This is a genomic window from Dongia deserti, assembly GCF_003574735.1.
Taxonomy (GTDB): Bacteria; Pseudomonadota; Alphaproteobacteria; order Dongiales; family Dongiaceae; genus Dongia_A; species Dongia_A deserti.
Map to the genome: position 1 here is coordinate 241,420 of NZ_QORW01000004.1, position 24,106 is coordinate 265,525.

Annotated in this window: 19 protein-coding genes and 1 pseudogene; 14 read left to right on the forward strand and 6 right to left on the reverse strand. The window is 63.6% G+C overall.

Translation table 11 applies throughout. From position 1 onward, the window contains the following. Window positions 1-229: 229 nt before the first annotated feature. The 7 genes from DTX69_RS08045 to DTX69_RS08075 all read left to right on the forward strand — a co-directional run bounded on the left by DTX69_RS08045 (window position 230) and on the right by DTX69_RS08075 (window position 8,430). Complete coding sequence (locus DTX69_RS08045; protein ID WP_119301005.1) at window positions 230-1,078, forward strand: ABC transporter permease; 849 nt, start codon at window positions 230-232, stop codon at window positions 1,076-1,078. Continuing rightward, window positions 1,078-1,998 carry an ABC transporter permease gene (locus DTX69_RS08050; protein ID WP_119301006.1) on the forward strand — a complete coding sequence of 307 codons (921 nt, stop codon included), beginning with the start codon at window positions 1,078-1,080 and terminating at the stop codon, window positions 1,996-1,998. Before DTX69_RS08045 ends, DTX69_RS08050 begins: the two co-directional genes overlap by 1 nt. 34 nt (window positions 1,999-2,032) lie before the next feature. Further along, window positions 2,033-3,661, forward strand: coding sequence for an ABC transporter substrate-binding protein (locus DTX69_RS08055; protein ID WP_119301007.1), 1,629 nt, complete (start codon window positions 2,033-2,035; stop codon window positions 3,659-3,661). Between the two features lie 71 nt (window positions 3,662-3,732). Continuing rightward, a complete protein-coding gene (locus tag DTX69_RS08060; RefSeq protein ID WP_119301008.1) occupies window positions 3,733-5,334 on the forward strand; it encodes an ABC transporter substrate-binding protein in 1,602 nt (533 codons plus the stop codon). A 21-nt stretch (window positions 5,335-5,355) separates the two neighbouring features. Further along, window positions 5,356-6,312 carry an acetamidase/formamidase family protein gene (locus DTX69_RS08065; RefSeq protein ID WP_119301009.1) on the forward strand — a complete coding sequence of 319 codons (957 nt, stop codon included), beginning with the start codon at window positions 5,356-5,358 and terminating at the stop codon, window positions 6,310-6,312. Window positions 6,313-6,460: 148 nt separating this feature from the next. Beyond that, a complete protein-coding gene (locus DTX69_RS08070) occupies window positions 6,461-6,646 on the forward strand; it encodes a hypothetical protein (RefSeq protein ID WP_119301010.1) in 186 nt (61 codons plus the stop codon). A gap of 20 nt (window positions 6,647-6,666) precedes the next feature. Further along, complete coding sequence (locus DTX69_RS08075; protein WP_119301011.1) at window positions 6,667-8,430, forward strand: ABC transporter ATP-binding protein; 1,764 nt, start codon at window positions 6,667-6,669, stop codon at window positions 8,428-8,430. 154 nt (window positions 8,431-8,584) lie between these two features. On the opposite strand, the gene DTX69_RS08080 is transcribed toward DTX69_RS08075, so the two are convergent. Beyond that, the gene (locus DTX69_RS08080; RefSeq protein ID WP_119301012.1) at window positions 8,585-9,382 is read right to left on the reverse strand and encodes a M55 family metallopeptidase; all 798 of its coding nucleotides are present in this window, start codon (window positions 9,380-9,382) and stop codon (window positions 8,585-8,587) included. Window positions 9,383-9,482: 100 nt separating this feature from the next. Here DTX69_RS08080 and DTX69_RS08085 point away from each other — a divergent pair, with 100 nt between their 5' ends. The 4 genes from DTX69_RS08085 (at window position 9,483) to DTX69_RS30025 (ending at window position 12,477) form a co-directional block, all read left to right on the forward strand. Continuing rightward, window positions 9,483-10,913, forward strand: a complete 1,431-nt coding sequence (locus tag DTX69_RS08085) for an amidase (protein ID WP_162916894.1) — start codon at window positions 9,483-9,485, stop codon at window positions 10,911-10,913. Between the two features lie 264 nt (window positions 10,914-11,177). Beyond that, window positions 11,178-11,969, forward strand: a complete 792-nt coding sequence (locus DTX69_RS08090; RefSeq protein WP_119301014.1) for an Hpt domain-containing protein — start codon at window positions 11,178-11,180, stop codon at window positions 11,967-11,969. 28 nt (window positions 11,970-11,997) lie between these two features. Next, window positions 11,998-12,207 (forward strand): hypothetical protein, encoded by a 210-nt coding sequence (locus tag DTX69_RS08095; protein ID WP_119301015.1) that lies wholly within the window; start codon window positions 11,998-12,000, stop codon window positions 12,205-12,207. 96 nt (window positions 12,208-12,303) lie between these two features. After that, window positions 12,304-12,477 (forward strand): hypothetical protein, encoded by a 174-nt coding sequence (locus tag DTX69_RS30025; RefSeq protein WP_162916896.1) that lies wholly within the window; start codon window positions 12,304-12,306, stop codon window positions 12,475-12,477. 472 nt (window positions 12,478-12,949) lie between these two features. Here the strand turns inward: DTX69_RS30025 and DTX69_RS08105 are convergent, their stop codons facing one another. The 3 genes from DTX69_RS08105 to betI form a co-directional block, all read right to left on the reverse strand. Continuing rightward, window positions 12,950-14,113, reverse strand: a complete 1,164-nt coding sequence (locus DTX69_RS08105) for an acyl-CoA dehydrogenase family protein (protein WP_119301017.1) — start codon at window positions 14,111-14,113, stop codon at window positions 12,950-12,952. 109 nt (window positions 14,114-14,222) lie between these two features. Further along, window positions 14,223-16,361, reverse strand: coding sequence for an acetate--CoA ligase family protein (locus DTX69_RS08110; RefSeq protein ID WP_119301018.1), 2,139 nt, complete (start codon window positions 16,359-16,361; stop codon window positions 14,223-14,225). Window positions 16,362-16,369: 8 nt separating this feature from the next. Next, on the reverse strand, window positions 16,370-17,377 hold the full coding sequence (betI, locus tag DTX69_RS08115; protein ID WP_119301019.1) for a transcriptional regulator BetI: 1,008 nt from the start codon (window positions 17,375-17,377) through the stop codon (window positions 16,370-16,372). Between the two features lie 223 nt (window positions 17,378-17,600). Here betI and DTX69_RS08120 point away from each other — a divergent pair, with 223 nt between their 5' ends. Together DTX69_RS08120 and DTX69_RS08125 are read left to right on the forward strand one after the other, a co-directional pair. After that, window positions 17,601-18,980: an aspartate aminotransferase family protein gene (locus DTX69_RS08120; protein WP_119301020.1), complete on the forward strand. Its 1,380-nt coding sequence runs from the start codon at window positions 17,601-17,603 to the stop codon at window positions 18,978-18,980. A gap of 160 nt (window positions 18,981-19,140) precedes the next feature. Beyond that, window positions 19,141-19,827 carry a pYEATS domain-containing protein gene (locus tag DTX69_RS08125; protein ID WP_119301021.1) on the forward strand — a complete coding sequence of 229 codons (687 nt, stop codon included), beginning with the start codon at window positions 19,141-19,143 and terminating at the stop codon, window positions 19,825-19,827. Window positions 19,828-20,213: 386 nt separating this feature from the next. Here the strand turns inward: DTX69_RS08125 and DTX69_RS08130 are convergent. Next, a pseudogene (locus DTX69_RS08130) lies at window positions 20,214-21,327 on the reverse strand (IS110 family RNA-guided transposase). A gap of 138 nt (window positions 21,328-21,465) precedes the next feature. On the opposite strand from DTX69_RS08130, the gene DTX69_RS08135 reads away from it, so the two are divergent. After that, entirely contained in the window at window positions 21,466-22,362 is an 897-nt protein-coding gene (locus DTX69_RS08135; protein ID WP_119301022.1) for a phosphoribosylaminoimidazolesuccinocarboxamide synthase, read from the forward strand. On the opposite strand, the gene DTX69_RS08140 is transcribed toward DTX69_RS08135, so the two are convergent. Further along, window positions 22,348-23,760, reverse strand: coding sequence for a DUF2254 domain-containing protein (locus DTX69_RS08140; protein WP_119301023.1), 1,413 nt, complete (start codon window positions 23,758-23,760; stop codon window positions 22,348-22,350). The genes DTX69_RS08135 and DTX69_RS08140 overlap by 15 nt on opposite strands. Window positions 23,761-24,106 lie beyond the last annotated feature (346 nt).

The following is a 24,106-nucleotide window of genomic DNA, read 5'->3' on the forward strand; positions in this document are numbered from 1 at the left end:
CCGGCGCACGGGAAGGTCAATCCGGCCACGAGACGAATGCGTAGACGGCGCTCGCCGGGCTCTGACGTCTCGCACCTTCTGCCTGAAAAGGTGGCGGCAAATGCCTTGAGCGGCTGAAAAAAGCGGCGGCGCTGGCGCAATGGTTCGGCCTTGCCTGGACCGGCGTCGGTGCGGCAGACTGCGCGCCGCTGCGCGGGACAAGAACGCAGGCTGGAGCGGGGCGGGTCAGATGAGCGTATGGCGCGGGTTGTTGCGCCGACCGTTGGCGATGGCGGGGCTGGTGATTGCCGTCGCCTTGGTAGCGGTCGCTATCGCGGCTCCTCTGATAGCCCCCTATTCTCCGTACGAGCAGTTCTTCGACGGGCTGACGCTGGAAGGCGCGCCGCTGCCTCCGAACGAGCGCTTCCTCTTCGGCACAGATCTGCTGGGCCGCGATTTGCTCTCGCGCATGATCTACGGCGCGCGCACATCGCTGATCGTCGGCCTGCTCGCCAATGGCATCGCGGTGCTGGTCGGAACGGCGGTTGGAATCACAGCGGGCTTCCTCCGCGGCGTTGTGGGCGCTGTCCTCATGCGCTTCACCGACTTGGTCATGGCCTTCCCCGCCCTCATCCTTGCCATCACCATCGCCACCTTGCGCGGACCAAGTCTGGGATTGGTTGTTCTCGTGATCGCGCTGGTGAACTGGGGACCGATTGCCCGCGTGGTTTATGCGGAGACCACTTCGTTGGCGGAGCGCGAGTTCATAGCGGCCGAGCGCGCGATCGGCGCGAATACCAGCCGCATCCTGTTCCGCCACATCCTGCCGCATCTGCTTCCCATCATCATCGTGTGGGGCACGCTCGGCATCTCCACAACGGTGCTGTTCGAGGCATTGCTCTCCTATCTCGGCGTCGGCGTGCAACCGCCGAACCCGAGCTGGGGCAACATCGTCTATGATGGCCAGTCCTACTTCCAGTCTGCCCCGTGGCTGGTGTTCTTCCCCGGCTTCGCCGTGGCGGCGCTGGCCCTCTCCATCAACCTGATCGGCGATGCGCTGCGCGACCTGCTCGATCCGACCTTGCGGGGCAGGCACTGATGCCAACCTATATCGCCCGCCGCCTAGTGCAGGCGCTGCTGATCCTGCTCGGCGTCTCCATCATCACGTTTGTGCTGCTCTATTTCCTGCCGGCCGATCCGGCGCGCATGGTGGCGGGCCGCACGGCGAGCAAGGCACAGGTCGAGCTGGTGCGCATGCAGCTCGGCCTGGATCTGCCAGTCTGGGAGCAATATGGCCGCTATCTCTGGAACCTGCTGCAGGGCGATCTCGGCCGGTCATACCTGCAGCGCACGGAAGTCACCACGCTGATCGGGGCGCGGCTGCCGGCCTCGCTCCTGCTCATGCTCGGCGCGATCACGTGCGAGCTGCTGATCGGTGTCACGCTCGGGGCGATGGCCGGCCTGCGTCGCGGTAGCGCCGCCGACCAGACGCTCATGGTTGCCGCTTTGGTCTTCGTCTCGACGCCGCAATTCGTCACTGCTCTCACCCTGCTCTATATCTTCGCCTATTGGCTCGGCTGGTTCCCGATCGGCGGCTACGGGCAGTTCACGCATCTGGTGCTGCCATCGATCACGCTCGGCCTGCTGGGCGGAGGCTGGTACGCGCGCGTCACGCGCTCCAGCGTCATCGAAGTTCTTCGACAGGATTTTATCCGGACGGCACGCGCCAAGGGCCTGGATCGTTGGCGAATTGTCTCGGTACACATCCTGCCCAATGCCGCCCTGCCGGTCATCGCCATGATCGGCATCGATGTCGGCTATTTCATGAGCAGCATCGTGATCGTGGAATCCGTCTTCGGCTGGCCGGGCATCGGGCAGCTGACCTGGCAGGCCATCCAGCAAATCGACATTCCGATCATCATGGGAGTAACCTTGGTCTCAGCATGCGCGTACGTTCTGGGGAACCTGCTGGCTGACCTCGTGTCGCCCCTGATCGATCCGCGCATCAAGCTGCGATAACGCTGCATAAACCACGCTATGGGGAGGTCTACCTATGAAACGTCTGCTCGCATCCGTTTCGATCGCCGCAATGGTGATCGCGGCGGCTCCAGTTTCGACACCCGCCTTCGCGGAAGCCAAGCAGGGCGGCGAGATGATCGTCACTTTCAAGGATGATCTCGCGACGCTCGATCCCGCCATCGGCTATGACTGGACCAACTGGTCGATCATCAAGAGCATTTTCGACGGCTTGATGGACTACAAGCCGGGCACCACCGAGCTGGTGCCCGACCTCGCCGAAAGCTACGACGTTTCCCCTGACGGGTTGACCTACACATTCAAGCTGCGCCAGGGCGTCAAGTTCCACAATGGCCGCGAGATGACGGCCGCGGACGTCAAGTATTCGCTGGAGCGCACCTGCAATCCGGCGACACAGTCACCAGGCGCCGGCTACTATGCAGCACTCAAAGGGTTTGATGAGTTCCAGGGCGGCAGCGCAAAAGAGCTGAGCGGCGTGCAAGTGGTCGATGACCATACGGTGAAGATCGAGCTGAGCCGGCCGGATTCCACGCTTCTGCATTTGATGGCGCTCAACTTTGCTTTCATCGTGCCGAAAGAGGCCATCGAAGAATCCGGCGCGGACTTCGGCCGCAGCCCCGTAGGCACCGGCGCGTTCAAGCTCACGAACTGGACCGTTGGTCAGTCGATCACGCTGGAGCGCAACGCGGACTACTTCAAGGCCGGCATTCCGAAGCTCGACAAGATCACCTTCCAGATCGGACAGGATCCCGTCGTCAACCTGCTGCGCCTGCAGAAGGGCGAGATCGACATACCGGGCAACGGCATTCCGCCGGCGAAATTCACCGAAGTAATGAACGATCCGACCTGGAAAGAGCAGGTCATCGTCGCTGACCAGCTGCACACCGGTTACGTCACCATGAATGTCAACATCCCACCGTTCGACAAGGTGGCGGTGCGCCAAGCGGTGAATATGGCGATCAACAAGGATCGCATCGTCCAGGTCATCAACAACCGCGCGGTGCCGGCCAACCAGCCGCTGCCGCCCGCCATGCCGGGCTATGACAAGAGCTTCAAGGGCTACGCGTATGACGTCGCGGGCGCCAAGGCCAAGCTGAAGGAAGCCGGCCTCGAAGGCGGATTCGAGACCGACCTCTATGTGTCCAACACCGATCCGCAGCCGCGTATCGCCCAGGCGATCCAGCAGGACCTCGCAGCGATCGGCATCAAGGCCAACATCAAGAGCCTTGACCAGACCAACGTGATCGCAGCGGGCGGCCGGAAGGACGGCACGCCGATGCTGTGGTCCGGCGGCATGGCCTGGATCGCGGACTTCCCGGATCCAAGCAACTTCTACACCGCGATCCTGGGCTGCGGCGGCGCGGTCGATGGCGGATGGAACTGGGCCTGGTACTGCAACGAAGAACTCGACAAGCGCGCCGAGGAAGCCAACGCGATGACCGATCCGGCCAAGGAGGAAGAGCGCGCCGTCGCCTGGGGCAAGATCTTCACCGACCTGATGGAAGATGCGCCGTGGGTCCCGATCTTCAACGAGAAGCACTATCTGATCCACTCGAAGCGCATCGATGGACCGGCCGGCGTGTTCGCCGACCCGATTCACATTCCGGTCAATTACGACGAAGTCTACGCAACCGACGCGCAGTGACGGAGTGCGGGCGGGGTGTCGGCCTTGATCAGATGCCCCGCCCGCCGATCACCAAGAACAAGGAGAACTGAATGTCGCGTTACCTGATGCCGCTGTTGGCAGGCCTGATACTGGCCTCGCCTCTCGCGCTTGCCGACGAACCGAAGCGCGGCGGAGAGATCACGATCATCTATCGCGACGATTTCGATTCGATGGATCCCGCCATCGGCTATTCGTTCCAGAGCTGGACGCCGATCAAGGCCGTGTTCGACGGCCTGGTGGACTACAAGCCAGGCACCACGGAGATCGAGCCGGACCTGGCCGAGAGCTACGAGATCTCCCCCGACGGCAAGACCTACACCTTCAAGCTGCGCCAGGGCGTCAAGTTCCACAATGGCCGTGAGCTGAAGGCGGCGGACATCAAGTATTCCATCGAGCGCACCTGCAACCCGAAAACCCAATCGCCCGGTGCGAGCTATTACACCGGCATCATCGGCTGCCAGGACATCATCGACGGCAAGGCGACCGAAGCGAGCGGCATCACCACGCCGGACGACTACACCGTGGTGTTCCAGCTGACCGAGCCGAACGCCACCATGCTCCACCTCTTCGCGCTGAACTTCGCATTCGCCGTGCCGAAAGAAGTGGCGGAGGAGTACGGCGAGGACTTCACCCATCACGGCGTCGGCACCGGCGCCTACAAGATGGTCGAATACACGCCCGGCCAGCGCGTCGTCCTGGAGCGCAATCCCCACACCGACAAGGATGGGCGGCCCTACATCGACAAGATCACGCTGCAGTTCGGTGTCGAGCCGGTGACCGGCGTGCTGCGCATCGAGAAGGGCGAGGCCGACACGTTGGGCGAGATATTCCCGCCGGCAAAATATCTGGAGGTCTCGCAGAACCCGGCCGTCAAGGGCCGTTTCCTGACCGTCGGCCAGCTTAACACCAACTACATGAGCATGAATTTCAACATCAAGCCGTTCGACGACCTGCGGGTGCGGCGCGCCGTCAACATGGCGGTCAACAAGCAGCGCCTGGTGCAGGTGCTGAACAACCGCGGCACAGTCACGGGCCAGATCCTGCCGCCCGCCATGGCTGGCTTCAATCCTAAGTTCCAGGGCTATCCCTATGATCCCGAGAAGGCGAAGGGGCTGCTGAAGGAAGCGGGCCTGGGCGACGGCTTCACGACCGAGCTGTACTTCCAGAACGTCGATCCCTGGCCGCGTATGGCGCAGGTCATCCAGCAGGACCTCGCCGCCATCGGCATCAAGGTCGAATTGCGCGGCCTCGAGATGGCGAGCCTGTTCGGCACCGCGGGCAAGCCCGACGGCGCGCCGATGGCCCTGACCGAGTGGTATGCCGACTTCCCCGACCCCAGCAACTTCTACACCGCGATCCTGGGCTGCGGCGCCGCGGTTGAAGGCGGCTTCAATTGGTCGTTCTATTGCAACGAGGACATCGATGCGCGGGCCAAGGCGGCCGACGCCCTCGCCGATCCGGCGCGGGCGCAGGAGCGGATCGATGATTGGTCGAAGATCATGATCGACATCATCGAGCAGGACGCCGCCTGGGTACCTTTGTTCAACTCCAACCGCTTCAGCCTGCGCTCGGCGAAGCTGAAGGGTGATGAGACCATTTTCACCGACATCATTAGCCAGCCCTTCAACTTCGAAGCGGCGTGGGTCGAGTGATCATCAAGACGAGGTGACGTGATGCGCCATAATCATCCGCACGGGCCGGTCAACACCATCCACAGCCACCAGCACCATATCGGCTGGAACAACGCCTTCCCGCCGACCGCCAAGGCGGCCCCTGGCGATGTGCTGGAGTTTGAGTGCCTCGATCCGTCCTGCGGACAGATCACGCCGGACTGGAAGGCGGCCGATCTCGCGCGGCTGGATTTCGGGCGCATCAATCCGACCCTCGGCCCCATCGAGGTGGATGGGGCCGAGCCGGGCGATGCGCTGCGCATCACGTTCCTCGGTTTCGAGAACAACGGCTGGGGCTGGACCGCCAACATTCCCGGCTTCGGCCTGCTGGCGGACCAGTTCAAGGAGCCCGGACTTCACATCTGGAAATACGATGCCAGCTTCTCCACGCCCGCGATGTTCGGCGGACTGGCGGCGGTGCCGATGAAGCCGTTCTGCGGCACCATCGGCGTCGCACCGGCCGAACCAGGGCTGCATTCGGTCGTTCCGCCGCGCCAGGTCGGCGGCAACATGGACATCCGCGATCTCTCGATCGGCACGGAACTGTTCCTGCCGATCGAGGTCAAGGGCGCGCTGTTCTCGATCGGCGACCCGCACGCCGCGCAAGGCGATGGCGAGGTGTGCGGCACCGCGATCGAGACGCAGCACAAGGTCACGCTGAAGCTCGACCTGGTCAAAGGCGCGAACTTGAAGATGCCGCGCTTCCGCACGCCGGGACCGGTGGCGCGCCATCTCGACGAAAAGGGCTACGACGTGACCACCGGCATCGGCCCCGATCTCATGACCGGTGCGCGTGCTGCGGTAAGCGGCATGATCGACCTCCTCACCGCACGCCACAACATCTCCGCGCTCGAGGCCTACATGCTGTGCTCCGTCTGCGCCGACCTCCGAATCAGCGAGATCGTCGACATGCCCAACTGGGTGGTGAGCCTGTACTTCCCGCGGGTGGTGTTGGATTGAGTCCGAATCCGATGCCACTCTCACCTTCGTCATGGTCGTGCTTGGCACGACCATCCACGAGTTTCGAAGGGCCAAACGGAGCCATCGCGGGCAAACTCGTGGATCCTCGTGCCAAGCACGAGGATGACTGGAAGGGTGAGCCTATAAAATGACTACAGACGAGTCACAGGTCTATGAGGTGGCCGGCGGTGAGATTGCCGTGTGGGCGGAGCCGAGCGGCGCGATCATCTTGCAGGTGCGTAACAATTACAAGGATCCAGTCGACATGGGCGAAGAAGAGGCCCTAGAACTGGCCGAACTTTTGATCCGCCTCGTCAAGGAACAGCGCGAGTAGTTACAACGATCCCAGGCAGTATGACGGCCACCAGCCACACCAACAAGCCGAGCGCCCTCCTCCACCTCGACGGCCTGCGCGTGGCGTTTGCCACCCCGACGGGGCCGGACACGGTGGTAGACGGCCTCACCTTCACGCTCGAGGCCGGCGAGACGCTCTGCATCGCCGGTGAATCCGGCTCGGGAAAGTCGGTGACCGCGCTCTCGCTCATGGGCCTTTTGCCCAAGCCAGGCGGGCGCATCACCGCCGGCTCCGCGATCTTCCAGGGACGCGACCTGTTCAAGCTCAGCGATCGCGAAATGCAGGAGGTGCGCGGCGATGAGATCGCCATGATCTTCCAGGAGCCGATGACCAGCCTCAATCCCGTGCTCTCCATCGGCACGCAGATGATCGAAGGATTGCGACGGCACAAGGGGCTTAGCGAGCGCGAGGCCGAAAAGCGCGCCATCGCCGTGTTGGACTCGGTGCGCATCCCGGAAGCGCGCCGCCGCATGAGGCAATATCCGCACGAGCTCTCGGGCGGCATGCGCCAGCGCGTGATGATCGCCATGGCGATGTCGTGCGACCCCAAGATCCTGATCGCCGATGAGCCCACCACCGCGCTCGACGTCACCATCCAGGCGCAGATCCTGGAGCTGATGAGCGATCTGCAGAAGCAGACCGGCACCGCCATCATCCTCATCACGCACGATATGGGCGTGGTGGCGGAGATGGCGGACCGCGTGATCGTCATGCGCCACGGCAGGATGATGGAGCAAGGGACGGTCAAGTCCGTGTTCGCCACGCCGCAAGCCGATTATACCAAGTCGCTGCTGGCCGCCGTCCCCAAATTCGCCAACGGCAGGAACGCGCCGGTCGAAGCGCCGCCGCCGGAACCGATCCTCAGCGTGCGCGATCTCATCGTGCGGTTCGACGTGAAGGGCGGCTTCTTCCACCGCACCAAGCAGCGCGTGCATGCGGTCGAGAAGGTTTCCTTCGACCTAGCGCCCGGCGAAACGCTGGCGCTGGTGGGAGAAAGCGGCTGCGGCAAGTCGACCACGGCCCGCGCCATCATGCACCTCTCGCCGTTCACCGGTTCCATCAAGCTCACAGACAAGGAAACCGCGGGCCTTGATGGCGATGACTTGCGCGCGTTGCGCCGGGACGTGCAGATGATCTTCCAGGATCCACACGCGTCGTTGGACCCACGCATGAACGTCGGCGACCTGGTGGGTGAGCCGCTGGTGATCCATGGCCTCGCCAAGGGACAGGAGCTGATTGGCCGCGTCGCCGATCTGTTCCAGCGCGTGGGATTGACACCCGATCACATGTCGCGCTTCCCGCACGAGTTCTCCGGCGGCCAGCGCCAGCGCATCTGCATCGCCCGCGCGCTGTCGCTCAATCCCAAGATCATCATCGCCGACGAATGCGTATCGGCGCTCGACGTCTCGATCCAGGCGCAGATCCTGGCGCTGCTCAAGAAGCTGCGTGCGGAGCTCGGCCTCTCCTACCTCTTCATCTCGCACGACATGGCTGTGGTGGAGCAGATCAGTCACCGCGTCGCCGTCATGTATCTCGGGCAGATCGTCGAGACCGGTCCCACCAAGGAAGTGCTCGGCAACCCGCAGCATCCCTACACGAAGAAGCTGCTCGCAGCGGTGCCCGTCCCTGATCCCGCGCGCCGCGGCCTGGCGCGACGGCGCCTGGAAGGCGAAGTGCCGAGCCCGTTCCGCCCGGTGGATTACGTGCCCATCTTCGTCAGCTATCGCGACCTCGGTGGCGGGCACTTCGTGGCAACGGCATAGCGCTTGCAACAACCACTCTACATGTCATCCCGGCCGAGCGCAGCGAGAGCCGGGACCCATGTGCTCCATCAGAGTGGTGGTGATGGCCCATCGGTCCCGGCTCGCGCCACTGCGCGGCTTGGCCGGGATGACAGCGGGGGAGTGCGGGTGGTTGCTAGGCGATGAACTTCAGCGCCCGCATCACCTCGAAATAGTCGCTGGTCTCGAAGCGGATGGTACGGCCTCCGATGTGCTGGCAGCCGGGGTACCAGGATGACTTGTAGGCCTTCACCGGATTGTTGAACTCGATCTCCAGCGTGAAGCGCTCCGGCAATTTTAGCAGGCACTTCTTCAAATCGCCCCGCAGCGCCTGCTCGACGCCATCGCGGATCTGCGCGCAGGCGGTCCTGGGCGCGAGGCTGACAGTCGAAGGCCCGATGCCTTCGCTCACCGCGACGGCGGTGATGTTGGGGTTGATCTCCTTGATGTCGGTGCAGAGCTGCCAGTCGCCGGAGACGAACACCACCGGCACGCCGACAGTGGCGGCGGCATAGGCGTGCAGCAGGAATTCTGACGTCGGCACACCATTGATGCGCATGCGCATGATGTCCAGATTGAGCGTGTGCGCCAGCGGATTGGTCTCGTCCCCCGCCTTCGAGTGATAGCCGATGAACAAGGCGGCATCGAAGTCCTTGTCCAGCCCCTGCACCATGCTCATGGGATGGCCGCTCCAGCCGCGGATCAGGCGCGCATTCACCGGCAGATCGGCCTGAAGGATGTTGCGGCCGGTCGCATGCGCATCCTTGATCAGCATTTCCTTGGCCCCGGCCGCATTCGCGCCCTCGCAAGCGGCCAGCACTTCGCGCGTCATCTGCTGGCGATGCTCGGGATAGTCAGCGTGGGTCTTGCGCGCCTCGTCCCAGTTGGTGATGCCGGCCGTCCCTTCGATGTCGGCGCTGATATAGACCTTCATGCTGCTCCCTCGGATTTTGCCCGGCGAAATCTACCAGCCAATTGGCTTTCGTCCAGTCCCGCGCTACGCTCTGCAGCTGGATCAGGAACAGGGACGGATCATGACCAAGACGGAACTCTGGCAGTGGGATGCGGTCGATCTGGCGAAGGCGATCCGCCTGCGCAAGATATCGAGCCGCGAGGCGACCGAATCCTGCCTGGCCCGCCTGGACGCGGTGAACCCGAAGCTCAACGCCGTGACGTTCCAGATCCGCGAGCAGGCTTTGCACGATGCCAACGCGGCCGATGCCGCAGTGAAGGCCGGCGAGGCTCTGGGCCCGCTCCACGGCGTGCCGGTCAGCACCAAGGAGAATATCGACCAGAAGGACCTGCCCACGCCAAACGGCGTGGTCGCCTACAAGGATGTGATCGCGCCGGCCGACGCACCGGTGGCCGCCAACTGGCGCAGGGCTGGTGCCGTGTTCATCGGTCGCACCAACTGTCCCGCCTACTCCCTGCGCTGGGAGACCGACAACGCGTTGCGCGGCCGCACCTATAATCCCTGGTCCAAGAGGCGCACGCCCGGCGGCTCGTCCGGCGGCGCGGGCGCGGCGGTCGCGGCCGGCATCGGCCCGATCTCGCACGGCAACGACTACGGCGGCTCGATCCGCTATCCCGCCTATTGCTGCGGCGTCGCCGGCATCCGCCCGACGATGGGCCGCGTGCCCGCTTTCAACCCCACTGCTTTGGCAGAGCGGCCGCCCACAATCGCGATGTTCGCCGTGCAAGGTCCGCTGGCGCGGCGCGTCAGAGACGTGCGCCTCGGCCTCCATGCCATGAGCGGGCGCGATCCGCGCGACCCGTGGTGGGTGCCGGCGCATCATCACGGCCGTTCGCCGCAGCGGCCGATCAAGGTCGGCCTCATCACCGGTGCGCCTGGGCTCTACACGCATGCGGCTGTCGCGGACTCGGTGCGAAAAGCAGGCGCGGCGCTGGGCAACGCGGGCTATGTGGTGGAGGAAGTGACGCCCCCCTCGATCGTGGACGCGCGCGAACTCTGGCTAGCGTTGGTGGCGGCCGACATCCGCGGAATGCTGTGGGAGACCATCGAGGCCAATGCCGACCCGCTCGCCGTGAAGGCGGTGAAGCTGTGGCGCGACGCGCTGCCGGCCATCGGCATTGGCGAATACATCAAGGGCTTTGCCCAGATCAGCAAGCACCGTCGCGAGTGGTCGCTGTTCCTCGAGCAGTATCCCGTATTGGTGGGACCAAACAGCGGCGACTTGCCCTTCGAATTCGGCTTCGATACCACGGACATGGAGCGCACGCGCCATGTGCTGGAAGCCCAAGCGCTCATGGTGGTGGTGAACCTGCTCGGCTTCCCGGCCGCCGCGGTTCCCGTCGGAACCACGCAGGTAGAGGGCGCGCCGAAGGGCCTGCCGCTCGGGGTGCAAGTGATCACCGGCCGCTACCGCGAAGACCTAGCACTGGATGCAGCCGAAGTGATCGAAGCACAGCACGGACTGGACACGCCGATCGATCCGGTGTGGTGATCGCCCAATAACCACATGTCATCCCGGCCGAGCCGCGTTAGCGGCGCAGAGCCGGGACCCATGCCAAATCTCAGCGGCACTGATGGACTGCATGGGTCCCGGCTCTCGCTATGCTCGGCCGGGATGACATGCAGGGAGCATTGCAACGAAAGGCGATCACTCCCCTGCATTTGAGGCGAATGCCGGGGCGTTTTTACCAGATCTCAACCTGGCTTGTGGCATCCGATGTAGACCGGCCGTTCGGCCGAATGCGGGGAACAGATCATGACGGCCATCAAGATAACCGGCGGCAATTACGATGAGATGATGCGCGTCCTGCAGATCGAGCTGCATGACGACGCCACCGACCGGCTGTCCGAGATGGGGCGCATCATGGAGCGCATGATCGCGGACGGCCCGAGCGATACCGGCCTCTCCGCCCTCAGGCGCCAGGCGCACAACATGAAGGGCATCGGCGGCAGCTTCGGCTATCCCGCGCTCTCGCAGATCGCGCACCGGATGGAGAACTACGTCGCCGATCTGACGAACTGGACCGCGGAAATGCCGGGCCAGCTGCAGAAATTCATCGACCGCATGGCCGAGATGCTCGACCGCCCGCAGCAGCCGAGCGACGAAGAACTGGCGCAGATCGTGCGCGCGCTCCCCACCCACCTGGTGCAGAATTTCTCGGTCAAGGACATCAGCGCCCACACCGTCGAGATTCTGCTGGTGACGCCAACCCGCGCGCTTGCCAAGCTGCTGACCCAGCAGGTCATGGCGTGCGGCTTCCGCGTGAACGCGGTCAACGATCCGATGGACGGCCTCAATGCCGCCCTGCGCGCGCGACCGGATATGATCATCACCTCGCAGGTAATGCGCACGATGACCGGCCTCGACCTGGTACGCGCCGTCCGCGCCATTTCCAGCATCGAGAAGATTCCCGCCGCGATCCTGACCAGCCAGGGCAGTGACCGCGCCTTGTTCCCCGGCATCCCCGATGACGTGGCGATCCTGCGCACCGGCGACTCTTTCGCCGATGACTTCGGCAAGGTCGTGGCGCAGTTCGGGGTCGGGTAGTCGGCGTCTCTTCTCACGGTGATCTGATATGCGAAATGGTCACATCACGACCGTCCTACAGGCACTTGCGATCAGCCTCGTGCTCGCGGCGGTAATCGGCTTCGTGCTGAGCGAGTTTTCATGGCGGCTCGCAATCGTCGCTGCCATCCTGTTCGCCGTCATCTGGGTCGTGATGGTGGGACGGAGTCCGAAAGTCCAGGATCCGCAGCAACCTGATTCAGTGCCCGACTCCAGATAAAGCAGATCAGTGGGCTACACCGCGATTTGCCAATCGCGCGGCCCTATGCCACCATTGCGATCGTTCCGCGCCCATATAATCGCGCGAGGTGATCGCATGGAGTCCATCCTTGGCTATGTGCTGTTTGGCGGCCTCATCGTGCTAGGTATCTGGATGAGCATCGACGACTGGAAAGCGCAGGTTCCGGACCACAACGGCTCGCATTGCGGCGACCCTGGTGGCGCTGTTGCCGGTTGCGGGACCGGCGCGAGTGCTGGCGGCGATTGCTGAACTGATCGGAATGCTAGAGGTCCTTGCAATTTTTCGGTATCGTTGTGGGCGTGATTGTATGCACGATTCTGACGCTCGCGCGCGGGATTCTCGTCGACCAAACCCGAGCGCGTAACAAGCAGTTCATCATGGACCACTATGGCGGCTTGACCGGATGGCCGACGGAGGATGACGCGTCGAAAGCCGCCCAGCCAGATCAGCGGGGGACGTCAGATACGGTGGGAGCAAAGTCGCGGAATACATAGTCGCAGCGATCGTTGCCGCATTCGGCGTCCTGATTGTCGTTGCCTTGTTCCGGCCGCGTCGCGCCAAGCCGGGTAAGGAGGCCAGCGAGGCCGCCTCTTATCATGATCCGTTCGGTGGCGTGCAGCGCTATGCCGGTTAAGGCGATATCATCCGTTATACTGGGAGTTCTGACCACGGTGGCGGCGGCGAGGGTGGAGATGGTGGTGGTAGCGATTAGGTCCTAAGATCACCACCCGCTATAGATCCCAAGCCCACGTTTCTTGATCTGCCCGGCGATCACCATGCGCTGGATTTCGCTGGTGCCTTCCCAGATGCGGTCGACGCGGACGTCGCGCCACAGGCGCTCGACCGGGTTCTCGCGCATGTAGCCGCGGCCGCCCAATATCTGCACCGCTTTGTCGACCACGCGGCCGGCCATCTCCGAGGCGTAGAGCTTGAGCGCGGAGGCGCGGGCGTGCTGCATCTTCTTGTCGAGGCCGGCATTCAATTCCGCGCCGACGCGATAGATCATGCTCTTGGTCGCAAAGAGGTCTACCGCCATGTCGGCCAGCATGAACTCGATGGCCTGAAAATCGCGGATCGGCTTGCCGAACTGGATGCGACCGGCGGCGTAGTCGTTGGCGATCTCGGTCGCGCGGGTGGCAGCACCCAGGCAATGAGCCGCGATCTCGATCCGCGTCTCGGTGAACCACTCCTTGGTAAGGTCGAAGCCCTGCCCCACGTCGCCCAGGCGTCGGTCGTCCTCCACGGTCACCTTGTCGAAGGTCATCTCGAAGTGCTCGTAGAGATAATTGTGGGTGAACTTGGGGATGCGGTTGACCTTCACGCCCGGCGCATCCTTGTCGACGATGAAGAGGGTCGGCTTCTTCGGATCTCCATCGACATGAGCGTGCACGAGGATGACGTGCGAGGCATCGGCCGAGGTGACGAACCACTTCTCGCCCGAGATCACCCACCTGCCTTTCTTCTTGACAGCGCTGGTCTTGACCATCGAGGGATCGGAGCCGGCCTCCGGCTCGGTGATGGCGTAACAGGCGCGGCCCTTGCCCTGGTTGATCGGGATGAGGAACTCCTGGCGCTGCTTCTCGGTGCCGTATTTCAGCGGGGTCGAGGCCTTCCAGCACACGGTCCACATGCCGTTGGTGGCGCGGCCGAGCTGCTCGGCGATGAGGACCTGCTGCAGCGGCGTGTAGCCGTGACCGCCATCCTCGATCGTGTGATTGACGCCGTTCAGCTTGTAGCGCAGCACATTCTTCTTGATCTCGGCCAGCGTCTTCTTCGAGAGCGTGCGCTCATCGCACGCGATCTCGTTAGGATGCAGCCAGGTCTCGACAAAGGCGCGGGCCCGCGCCTGCGCTTCGATGTCGGCGGTGCTGAGTGACAGGTCCATGCGTTCCCCCCAAGTTACGCTTCCCAGAGTGTCATCCCGGCCGAGCGTGAGCGAGAGCCGGGACCCATGCGAACGTTCGGTGCGCTCGATAGGCCGCATAGGCCACGGCTCAAGGCCGGGGTGACATATGAGAAGAAGGCACGATCAGCGCGTCGACGGCCATGCAGGCGCTGGGGCCGGCGATCAGCGGGTTCACGTCGACTTCCGCGCTCAAGCCGTCCAGGTCCGCGAGCATCACCGAGAAGCGCGCGATCGCCATGAGTACGCTCGGCAGATGCGCCGCAGGCCGCCCGCGCACGCCGTCGAGCAGCTTGCGCAGCTTCAGGCCGTCGAGCTTGCGCTCGGCCTCCAGCTCGTCGATCGGCGCCAGGGCGAAGGTACGGTCCTCCAGCATCTCGATGAGGGTGCCGCCGGCGCCCAGCATGAGCAGCATGCCGAACTGCGGATCATGCAGACCGCCCAGCGCCAGCTCCGTCCCCTGCTCCACCATCTGCGTGAGCAGCATGCGCGCGCCGAGGCGCGTCGCCATCTCCTCATAGGCCGCGCGCAAGTGCGCCTCGCTGCGAATGTCGAGCTTCACGCCGCCGACATCGGACTTGTGGTGCACGGCCGGCGCTGCTGTCTTGAGCGCGACCGGATAACCGATGCGCTCCGCCCACGCGATCGCCTGCTCCACGCTGCCGACGACGTGGCGCTTCGGCACCCGCAAGCCATAATCCTCCAGCAGCGCGAGGCTAGCATCCTCGTCGAGCGGCTCCCCTTGCCTCAGGCGTGGCGCCCATTTCTCGCGCAGGCCGGGCGACGCCGGCGCAATCTCCAGACGTTGCTGCGAACCGCGATCGCGATGGCGCAGCGCCAGCTTCATGACGCTGAGCGTGGAATCGACGCCGGACAGAACCGGGATACCGTGCTCGGTCAGACGCTGGGCGACGCCATCCGATCCGTTGCTGCCGAGATTGGTGCTGAGCAGCAGCGGCTTCTCCGTACGCGCGAAGGCAGCTTCCATCAGCGCGGCATAGCCATCGGAGAGATAGTAGCCGTCACGCGTCTCGACGCAGAAAATGCCGCACGCCGTGGCGGGATCCTCCACCAGCGCGGTCATCATCTCGCCCATCGCCGCTTGGTAATCCTTGCCCGTGCCCCACGCATCGAGCGGATTCGTCGGTTCAAGCCCGGCATCCAGGCGCTTCGCCAGCTTGCGCTTGGTTTCGTCCGAGATCACAGCGAAAGAAACGCCATGCTTCTCGGCGCGATCAATGGTCAGCTCCAACAACCCGCCGGAATCGTGCATGGTCGCGATGTCGCCCGGCGCCAGGCGCCGCGGCCCGGAATAGAACCGCAGCGCGTTGGCGAAATCATCCAGCGTCTCGACCTCGATCACGTTGTGCCGGTCGAACAAGGCGGCATAGGCCGCGTGATTGCCGGCGATGGCGCCGGAATGGCTGACCGCCTTCGCCGCCGAGGCAGCGGTCTTCCCCACCTTCAGCGCGATCACAGGAATATCGCGCTTGCGCGCCTTCTCGAGACCGGCGACGAAGTTGGCCGGATCGCGCACCGTCTCGAGGAACAGGCCGATGCAGCGCGTCTCCGGCATCTCCAGCGCGAAATCGAGATAGTCGGCGATCGTGGTGGTCAGCTCCTGCCCGGCCGAGACCGCGAGCGCCCAGCCCATGCGCCTGTCGTTGTGACAGATGCCCGAATAGACTGAGCCGGAGTGAGTGAGCAGCACCGCGCCGCCTTTGCGCATCCATTGCGGCGGCGGGAAGCCGCAGACGCGCAAGCCATAGCTGAGATTGTAGAACCCCATGCAGTTGCCGCCGCAGATCTGCACGCCCGCCTCGCGCGCCATCGCGGCAACGCGCTGCGTCAGCTTCGGCTCGCTGTCGTTGTCGAGATACCCGGACGCAAAAATGGTGAGTGCCTTCACGCCGGCCGCAATGGCGTCGTGCACCGCCGCTTCCAGCCGCTCGTTGGAGACGCCCAGCACCGCCATATCGACCGGCCCCGGACCCTCGCGCAGGCTCGGATAGACCGGCCGATCGCCGATCCCCCGGTAGTTCGGATTGACCAGCGCAATCTCGGCCGGCGGCTCGCCCATGGTCGCGGCGACGATCATGCCGTTGCCGACCGTGCCCTCTTTCGGCGAAGCACCCACCAGCGCCACCCGCTTCGGCCTCAGCAGCGGCGCCAGGCGGTGCGCCCGCAGCGCCGCGGAAGACGCCGAAGGCAGCCAGACGACGTTGGTCATGGAGGTGGCTAGTCCTTCGCCTTGCCCGACAGCGCGTCAAGACTCGCCTGCTCGCGCTGGGCGAAATCGCGCTGCTGCGCCAGCTTGGCCTCGAACAGGCGCTTGGCTTCTTCATGGACGGGGCCATAGACCTCCATCCAGAGCTGCACGTCGACCGCGACGATCAGGCGGCCCATCTGCCAGGAGGTCGGCTCCGCCCGCCCCTCCAGCCAGCTTTCCAGTACCTTGACGGAAACGCCGGTCGCGGCGGCCAGTGCCTCGCGCCGCATGGGGCCGACCGGCTCCAGCCGCTTGCGCAGTGCCGCCGCCAGCCGGGCACGGTGCGCGTCGCGCCCCTGCACGTCCTGATCGATCGCCATCGCGATAGAGGGATCCACGTCACCTTTGCCGCGCCTCGTCGCGGCACCGCTGCCGAAATGCGCCGGGAAGACGGCAGAGAGATAGGCAAGACAGGTGCGTTTGGCGCCTTGACGATCGAACTTGGCGGGCGACATCAGGCAATCGAACCACAGGCCGTCGATCATGGCATTCAGGCCGACGGCGGCCTGGTGGGCATCGACACCCTCATAAGCGCCTTCGGCCACGATGCGCGCGCAGAGCTGCTCGGTCTCCTTGAGGTATTCCTCCTCCAGCCGCATCACGAGGTTCTGGTAGTTGGCGTTGTTCCGTGCCTCCGCCCAGAAGGCGTACCAGACCGAGACCTTCTCCGCATTACACACCGTCGCGTGGAAGTCGGCCTCAATCATTGCTTCGAGGCCGGCGGCGGGCGAAACCTTGCCCTTGGCGATCGCAGCCTGCCACAAGCCGGAATATTCCTCCGCGATGTTTTCCAAGGTCGCGATGAGGAGCTGATCCTTGGACTTGAAATAGAAATTGACGATGCCGGGCGACAGCCCCGCCTCACCCGCGACGTGGGTCAAAGTCAGGCTCGCATAGCCATAGCGCCCGATCGCCCGCATGGTCGCGTCGATCAGCTGCTTGCGCCGAATCTCTTTGGCGGCTTCTGCTTTCGCCATTTTAACAACCCTTACCACGCGAGCCCCCTCTCGCGTTAAAGGCGAGCACTCTACACCCAACTTGTTGAATTGCAATGGATTGCTGCACCTGCGGGATTAAATGTTCATTTAACATGCTGGACAGTATGCCAGAAGAGGGCTAGATTTTCTATATCGTCATTTAATGATCCGCCGCTGAGACGACGCTACGGAGGGCTTCAGCGGCACCAACCCGGAGCGAATCATGAGCACGATCAAGACCGAGCGGCGCAACCTCACGAAGTCCAACGCGCACTACAAGGAGGCTGTGAAGCATCTGCCGCTGGGGGTTTCGTCCAACTTCCGCTTTTGGGGCGAGAAGGAGACCGTGTTCGTGAAGCGCGGCAAGGGCGCGCGCCTCTGGGACCTGGATGGCAACGAATACATCGACTACCGGCTGGGCTATGGCCCGGCGATCCTCGGCCACTGCAACGACGAGGTCGACGCCGCTGTGCGTGAGGCGCAGTCGACGGGCACGGTCTACGCCCTCGGCACCGAGAAGGAAGTGACCATCGCCAAGCTGATCAAGGAGATGATGCCGGCCGCCGACCTTGTGCGCTTCTCCAACTCCGGCACCGAAGCGGTGATGGCTGCCCTGCGCTTGGCGCGCGGCTATACCGGCAAGGACAATTACGTCACCTTCGAAGGCTCCTATCACGGCCTGTTCGACGCCACCATGTGGACGGCGGACCCCGAGAGCATGAAGGACCAGAGCCGGGACCCGGTATTGATCTCCTACGGTCAGGGCATTCCGAAGCTGGTGCGCCAGCTGTTCTGGCAGGTGCCGTACAACGACGCCAACCGCCTCGAGGACGTGCTGAAGCAGCACCATGATTCGATCGCGGCGGTTCTGATCGAGCCGATCCTCGGCAATTGCTGCGGCATCCCCTCGAAGCCCGAGTTCATCCGCGCGGTGCGCGAGCTCTGCACCAAGTACAACGTTCTGATGGTTGTGGACGAGGTGAAGACCGGCTTCCGTGTCGGCAAAGGCGGCGCGCAGGCGCTCTACGGCATCGAGGCGGACATCTTCACCGTCGCCAAGGCGATGGCGAACGGCTACCCGATCGCGGCGATCGGCGGCAAGGAAGAGATCATGCGCAAGTACGGTAAGGGCGTCGCTCATGGCGGCACCTACACGGCGCAGGCCATGAGCCTCGCCGCCGCCGAGAAGACGCTGACCATCCTGCGCGATACCGATGCGTTCGAGCGCATCAATGCCTATGGCAAGGCGATGCAAGAGGGCATGCACAAGGTGCTGAGCCGCCGCGGCATCCCGCACAGCTTCACCGGCCATTACTCGATGTCCGGCCTGTTCTTCAGCGCCCAGGCGCCGACCACCTATCGCAACTGGAAGCTCAGCGACTACACCTTCTACGACACGATGGCGGGCATCCTGATCGACATGGGCGTGATGTGCGAGCCTGACAGTCGCGAGCCCTGGTTCATCTCCGCCGCACACGACGAAGCATGCCTCACGGAGACGCTGAGCAAGTTCGAGCAGGCCGTCGACCTGACGTTGGATGAGCTCTCCGACGGCGGGGATCACGAGGGCGATAACAAGCTGATGCCGGGCATCAGCGGCTAAACTATCTCTCCGCAACGCTGCAGCGCCCTCCCCCTAACCGGGAGGGCGTTTTGCTTTTGAGTTCCATTCTGCTATCATTAGTTGATGTGCCGCCGATGGTGCCTACTTCGGAGAAGGTGCCTACTTCGGAGAACCAGACGGTAGAATGCTGGGATGCGCGATGTCCGATACGCCCGCGAACGATCCATCGATTGTGAATGACATAGCCCAACTTATAACAGCCATTGGCTCGCTATTGAGTGCCGTGGCTTGGCCTGCCATCGCCGTGGGCCTCATCATCACATTGTCCTATTCGACTAGGGCACGCGGATATCTTGCCAATGCAGTCAAGTACGTTGACATGCTCATCCAGCGCGGCACCAAGTTCACGGTTGGCCCCGTTTCGATCGAGGTGCCGGCTGGCATTGCCAGCGACACTGTGAAAAGCACGACCAAGGAGGGCGTTTCGGGTGGCAAGTTGTCCGAGGTTCGACCCGAACTGATCGCTTCACTGAAGCGCGAGGACAATCCTGATCAGTCAGCGACCTATCCCTACTTGCTGCACTCTGCTGTCATGCAAGTGCCGCGGACAAGCCCCAAGAGCGGGCGCTACAGCGTTAGAGTCTGGGTTGAGTTCGATAAGAACTTCGGGTTTGGCGCGGAAAGCGTGAAGCACGTGATCTACCGTCTCGACAATTCATGGGCTGAGGAGAACCGTCTAATCTCCACTGCGGCGGCGGAGAGCCAGTTCGAGCTTTGGATATCGGTTTATGGTGAGTTCACAATCCTCGCCGCCCTGGAAAAGACGGACGGATCTGTCGTGTGGCTGAGTCGTTATCTTGACCTACCAGGGCGCCCCCCCGACTAGCCTGCCCAGCGATACAGGCCGTTGACCCGAGCTCGCGGGCAGACCCGCGAGATCGGGGATCACAGCAGCGGGTTGTTCCGTGTTTGACGATGTAGGCTCCCCGGTCAAGAGCTGAGGTGAAACCGTTTGCTCGGCGGCGCTGGTTGGCGCCGTCGGGGCGACGGATATGGAAGCTGCGCAAGGCTGGGGATGGAGCGTGAGACGACGGTTGATCAGGCTCTTATCCGCGGGTTGGGTACCGCCTTGCGTGTCTACGTCTCGGGGCTTTCCTCGTTCTAGATGACGGGCGTCGGGCTTGGCCCGGCCACATAACTAGCGCCGGGAGTTCCCCTCCGTGCTCCATCCCCAACGCTGCGCAGCAGCACATGATGAGCTCGGCGGCCAGGTCAGGGTACTGGAGTAACCTGGCGGCCGATCGCCCATAGGAACGCCGCCATCTCGCGTGCGATAGCAGCGATGATGACGGGCTGCCTCTTGCCGGCAGCGCTGAGCCGGCGATACCGACCGCACAGCCTGACTTGCGCCTTCCATGCGATGTCGCGGACTGCCTTGGGAATCGCTTCGAGCCGCGCCCGTTGGGTGTTGCTGACGCGAGCGGGATGACGGTAGCTCCAAGCCGCTTCCACCAGCACCCGGCGGGTGCGCCGATTGCCGGCCAGAGTGAGACCGGTGCGCCGTACCGTATCGCCGGTCGAGCGCTCAGCAGGAACCAGACCGAGGAATGACATCAGCTGTCGTGGTGTGTCGAACCGGCGCACGTCACCGATCTCGGCAGCGAAGGTCACCGCGACCAGGAATGACACGCCGCGCATTGCCTGATAGGCAGCGACCACAGGTGCCATGGACCAACTCGGCACGATGGATGCGAGCTGGTCCTCGAGCCGGCGCAGTCGTTCGATGGCATCCTCGATGGCAGCGACCCCCGTCCTGGAAGACGATCTGCTGCGCCGGATGCTCGAAGCTCTGGTCGGCCAGCCAGCGTCGATGCGCGCGAGTCCAGTGATCTCCGCCCGTGAAGATCCGGCCATGGCGCAACAGGAAGGACAGCAGTTGCTGGCGCTTGCGTCGAAGGTCGTCCGCCGCAGCCAGGCGACCACGCACCAGATCGCGCACCGCCTCGTGGACGCTGTCGGGTACCCAGACCCCCGTCAGCTCGCCGGCCCGAAACAGGCGGGCCAATGTCATCGCATCCCGTCGGTTGGTCTTCACCCGGTCGCCTGACCGACGCGGGATCAGTGACGGAGCTACCACCAGGCACTCATGCCCCAACGCTCGGATCTGACGGTAAAGGCCAAAGCCCGTCGGGCCGGCTTCAAAACATACCTGCAGGTGGCTGTAGCGACCGGCCAGCTTCCTGATCAGCCGCTGGATCGTTGCCGGCTGGTTCGCGATCTCGCCGACAAAGCGGATCTCGCCCTGGCGCCCGCCTTCCGCAATTGCCACCGAATGCTTCAGCTTCGCCGTATCAAACGCGACGTACACCTCGCTATACTTCCCCATGGTCCGTCCTCCATGCCTGAGGCTCGGCTCGGTCCGTCCGAGCAACCCTCGATTATCTTCGACATGAAAGGGCGGACCACCGGCTTCATACCGGGGTCATAACGTCTAGACGTTCGAACATCTGTCGGAGCCTCTACCTTGCCCACCACTCTTCTGCAGGCCGACCTGCCCGGCCTTGATCTCATTCATCGCGGCAAGGTGCGTGATGTCTTTGCCCTACCAGGCAACCGCCTGCTGATCGTCGCCACCGACCGGCTGTCGGCGTTCGACGTCGTGCTGCCCGATCCCATCCCCGGCAAGGGCGAGATGCTGACCCAGATGTCGAACTTCTGGTTCGGCAAGACGGCGCACATCATCCCCAATCATTTGCTTGCGACGCCAGTGCTAGACGTGCTCCCGCCGGGCGTTGATGCGGCGCTCTATGCAAAGCGCGCCATCGTAACGCGGCGCCTCAAGCCCTTGCCGGTCGAAGCCATCGCACGCGGCTATCTCATCGGCTCCGGCTGGAAGGATTACCAGTCGACCAGCACGCTCTGCGGCATCAAGCTGCCAGCCGGCCTGCGCCAGGCCGAGCAGCTGCCTGAGCCGATCTTCACGCCGTCCACCAAGGCGGCGGTGGGCGACCACGACGAGAACGTCAGCTTCGACGCGGTGGTTGCCGTGATCGGCGGCGAGCTCGCGGAGCGCGTGCGCGCGGCGACTTTAGGGATCTACAAATGGGCGGCAACCTATGCTGCCGCGCGCGGCATCATCATCGCCGACACCAAGTTCGAGTTCGGCACCGATGCGGACGGCACGCTCTATGTGATGGACGAGATGCTAACGCCGGATTCCTCGCGCTTCTGGCCGGCGGACGACTATCGCGCCGGCATCAGTCCGCCCAGCTATGACAAGCAGTTCGTGCGCGACTATCTGGAGACGCTGGACTGGAACAAAAAAGCACCGGGGCCGCGCCTTCCCGTTGACGTGATCGCGGGCACCGCCGAGAAATACGCCCAGGCCTTGTGGAAGCTGGCTGGGCTACGGCTCGGTTGAGGTCTCAACGACCTGCGGGCGAGAAACCCTACCCGTCGTTCTTGACGGTGCTGTTTGTTGCGAAGGAACCGACACGTTCTCCTGCATTCCTCTGGCAGGCTCGACGTCTCGGCCGTTCCACACTCCCTGCTCGAACCTCATATAGCGATTGCGCACCTCAGTAAGATCCGACGGATTGCTGATCGAGCGCTCCGCATCGTGCATAACGAGCTTGGCTTGGTGTTGCAGCGTGGCAAACCGCATCGCATCCCGCTCGCAGCCGCGTACGGAGCTCAGCACTTCGAGCAGGCGCATCAGCAGATCGGCGTTCCCCGCTGAGTGCCGGCGGATAACTCCAAACATCGCGTCGACCAGCTCGTCGTATTTGATCGCTGGCACGAACAGCACAGGAACACCGTTCCGCTCATGGACTCCGGTTTTGAGATGTAGTGGTGCGATGTCACACAAAAGCGCCCCCAGCCGATCTAGCACAGTGATCGCGGTGTTTGGGTCGTTCACTCCCGGCGACAATGCGCGAATGGCGACCTCGACCATCTGCCGCACAGCAAACTCCAAGTCGGTTGGGCTTCCTCGTTGCCGACCCAGCGCGGTAGCCTCGCGAATGGCTGTATCCGCGCCATCGACGGCGGCAGTCAGCATGGCAATCGGAGTTCCGGGAAACACGAAATCTCCGGGTCGCACCAACATGCACACCGCGACCTTGTGCTCGGCGGCCCAATCAGCGAGGCCCTCGGCGTCAAGCTCCTGAAGATAGCCGCGCCGCGGGTCGCGCACCGGAACCGCTTCACAAAACATGTTGCCAGATTGGACAGTCGGCTGAAGCTCATCGGTTGCGACCCGTCCGACCGTATCCCGGGCATCTTCGCTCACGAGGTCGATGACGGTATCCACATTGATCCGGCCCGCGATATGCCCAATGAAGTAAACCAGCATCGCGACACACGCGATCGCCAGAACAACGCAGAGGCTCAGCGCCAGATGTGGAACGAAGTCCTCTTGACCAGCCGTACGGATGCTTCGCAGCACCATCACCGAATAGGCGAAAGTGCCAAGATAGAGGCCCAATGTCATCTGGTTGCCCCGATCGCGCGTGAAGTTTCGCAGCAATCGTGGCCCCATCTGTCCGACGGCCAACGAGAGCGCCGCAACGGTGATGGAGAACACCGTTCCGGTTACACCTATGGTCGACGCCGCGATCGTTCCAAGCAGCGTCCTGGCTCCTTCCGCCCCACCCCCATAGAGCCAGCGGCTCTCGATCAGCCACTGCGGGACAATGTTGTCGCGATCGACCCGAAGGGCGGAGACTGCCAAGATCACGCCGCCGGCCACGAGCAGTGCGGGCAATACCCAAAATGCCTCCCCGAGATCACTGAGCAACTTGCGGATGCGCGCTGTCATTCGTGACGTAGTTCTCGACGCTATGCGACCCTAATCCGAGCGGACGCGGCGCGGGGGCGCGGATGGTGTTCTAAACCGTCGCGGTGTGGAAGGGTTCCAGGGCCGGTGTGCCCTCTCGTGGCGGGATCGCCCGGTGGCAGTCAGACAGATGGTTTGACGCCACCGGATTCGTTTGGCTACCAAGCTGCGTCACGCGTGAGGCGACCATGAACGGACCCTCGATTTGCGCCATTGCCATCGTCGTGCTCTGCACATCCAGTGCCGGTGTCGTCGCTCAGAGCAATGTTGCCCCAGCACCGCCCGCGGTGCCGGTAGGGGACGTCGCTACCGCCCCAATGACACGCGT

Coding starts and splice junctions, on each gene's coding strand:
- DTX69_RS08050 (WP_119301006.1), top strand. CDS start 1,078: ATGCCAACCTATATCGCCCGCCGCCTAGTGCAGGCGCTGCTGATCCTG.
- DTX69_RS08105 (WP_119301017.1), bottom strand. CDS start 14,113: ATGGACCTGTCACTCAGCACCGCCGACATCGAAGCGCAGGCGCGGGCC.
- DTX69_RS08075 (WP_119301011.1), top strand. CDS start 6,667: ATGACGGCCACCAGCCACACCAACAAGCCGAGCGCCCTCCTCCACCTC.
- DTX69_RS08090 (WP_119301014.1), top strand. CDS start 11,178: ATGACGGCCATCAAGATAACCGGCGGCAATTACGATGAGATGATGCGC.
- DTX69_RS08060 (WP_119301008.1), top strand. CDS start 3,733: ATGTCGCGTTACCTGATGCCGCTGTTGGCAGGCCTGATACTGGCCTCG.
- DTX69_RS08110 (WP_119301018.1), bottom strand. CDS start 16,361: ATGACCAACGTCGTCTGGCTGCCTTCGGCGTCTTCCGCGGCGCTGCGG.
- DTX69_RS08125 (WP_119301021.1), top strand. CDS start 19,141: ATGTCCGATACGCCCGCGAACGATCCATCGATTGTGAATGACATAGCC.
- DTX69_RS08070 (WP_119301010.1), top strand. CDS start 6,461: ATGACTACAGACGAGTCACAGGTCTATGAGGTGGCCGGCGGTGAGATT.
- DTX69_RS08140 (WP_119301023.1), bottom strand. CDS start 23,760: ATGACAGCGCGCATCCGCAAGTTGCTCAGTGATCTCGGGGAGGCATTT.
- DTX69_RS08055 (WP_119301007.1), top strand. CDS start 2,033: ATGAAACGTCTGCTCGCATCCGTTTCGATCGCCGCAATGGTGATCGCG.
- DTX69_RS30025 (WP_162916896.1), top strand. CDS start 12,304: ATGGAGTCCATCCTTGGCTATGTGCTGTTTGGCGGCCTCATCGTGCTA.
- DTX69_RS08085 (WP_162916894.1), top strand. CDS start 9,483: ATGACCAAGACGGAACTCTGGCAGTGGGATGCGGTCGATCTGGCGAAG.
- betI (WP_119301019.1), bottom strand. CDS start 17,377: ATGGCGAAAGCAGAAGCCGCCAAAGAGATTCGGCGCAAGCAGCTGATC.
- DTX69_RS08095 (WP_119301015.1), top strand. CDS start 11,998: ATGCGAAATGGTCACATCACGACCGTCCTACAGGCACTTGCGATCAGC.
- DTX69_RS08045 (WP_119301005.1), top strand. CDS start 230: ATGAGCGTATGGCGCGGGTTGTTGCGCCGACCGTTGGCGATGGCGGGG.
- DTX69_RS08080 (WP_119301012.1), bottom strand. CDS start 9,382: ATGAAGGTCTATATCAGCGCCGACATCGAAGGGACGGCCGGCATCACC.
- DTX69_RS08120 (WP_119301020.1), top strand. CDS start 17,601: ATGAGCACGATCAAGACCGAGCGGCGCAACCTCACGAAGTCCAACGCG.
- DTX69_RS08065 (WP_119301009.1), top strand. CDS start 5,356: ATGCGCCATAATCATCCGCACGGGCCGGTCAACACCATCCACAGCCAC.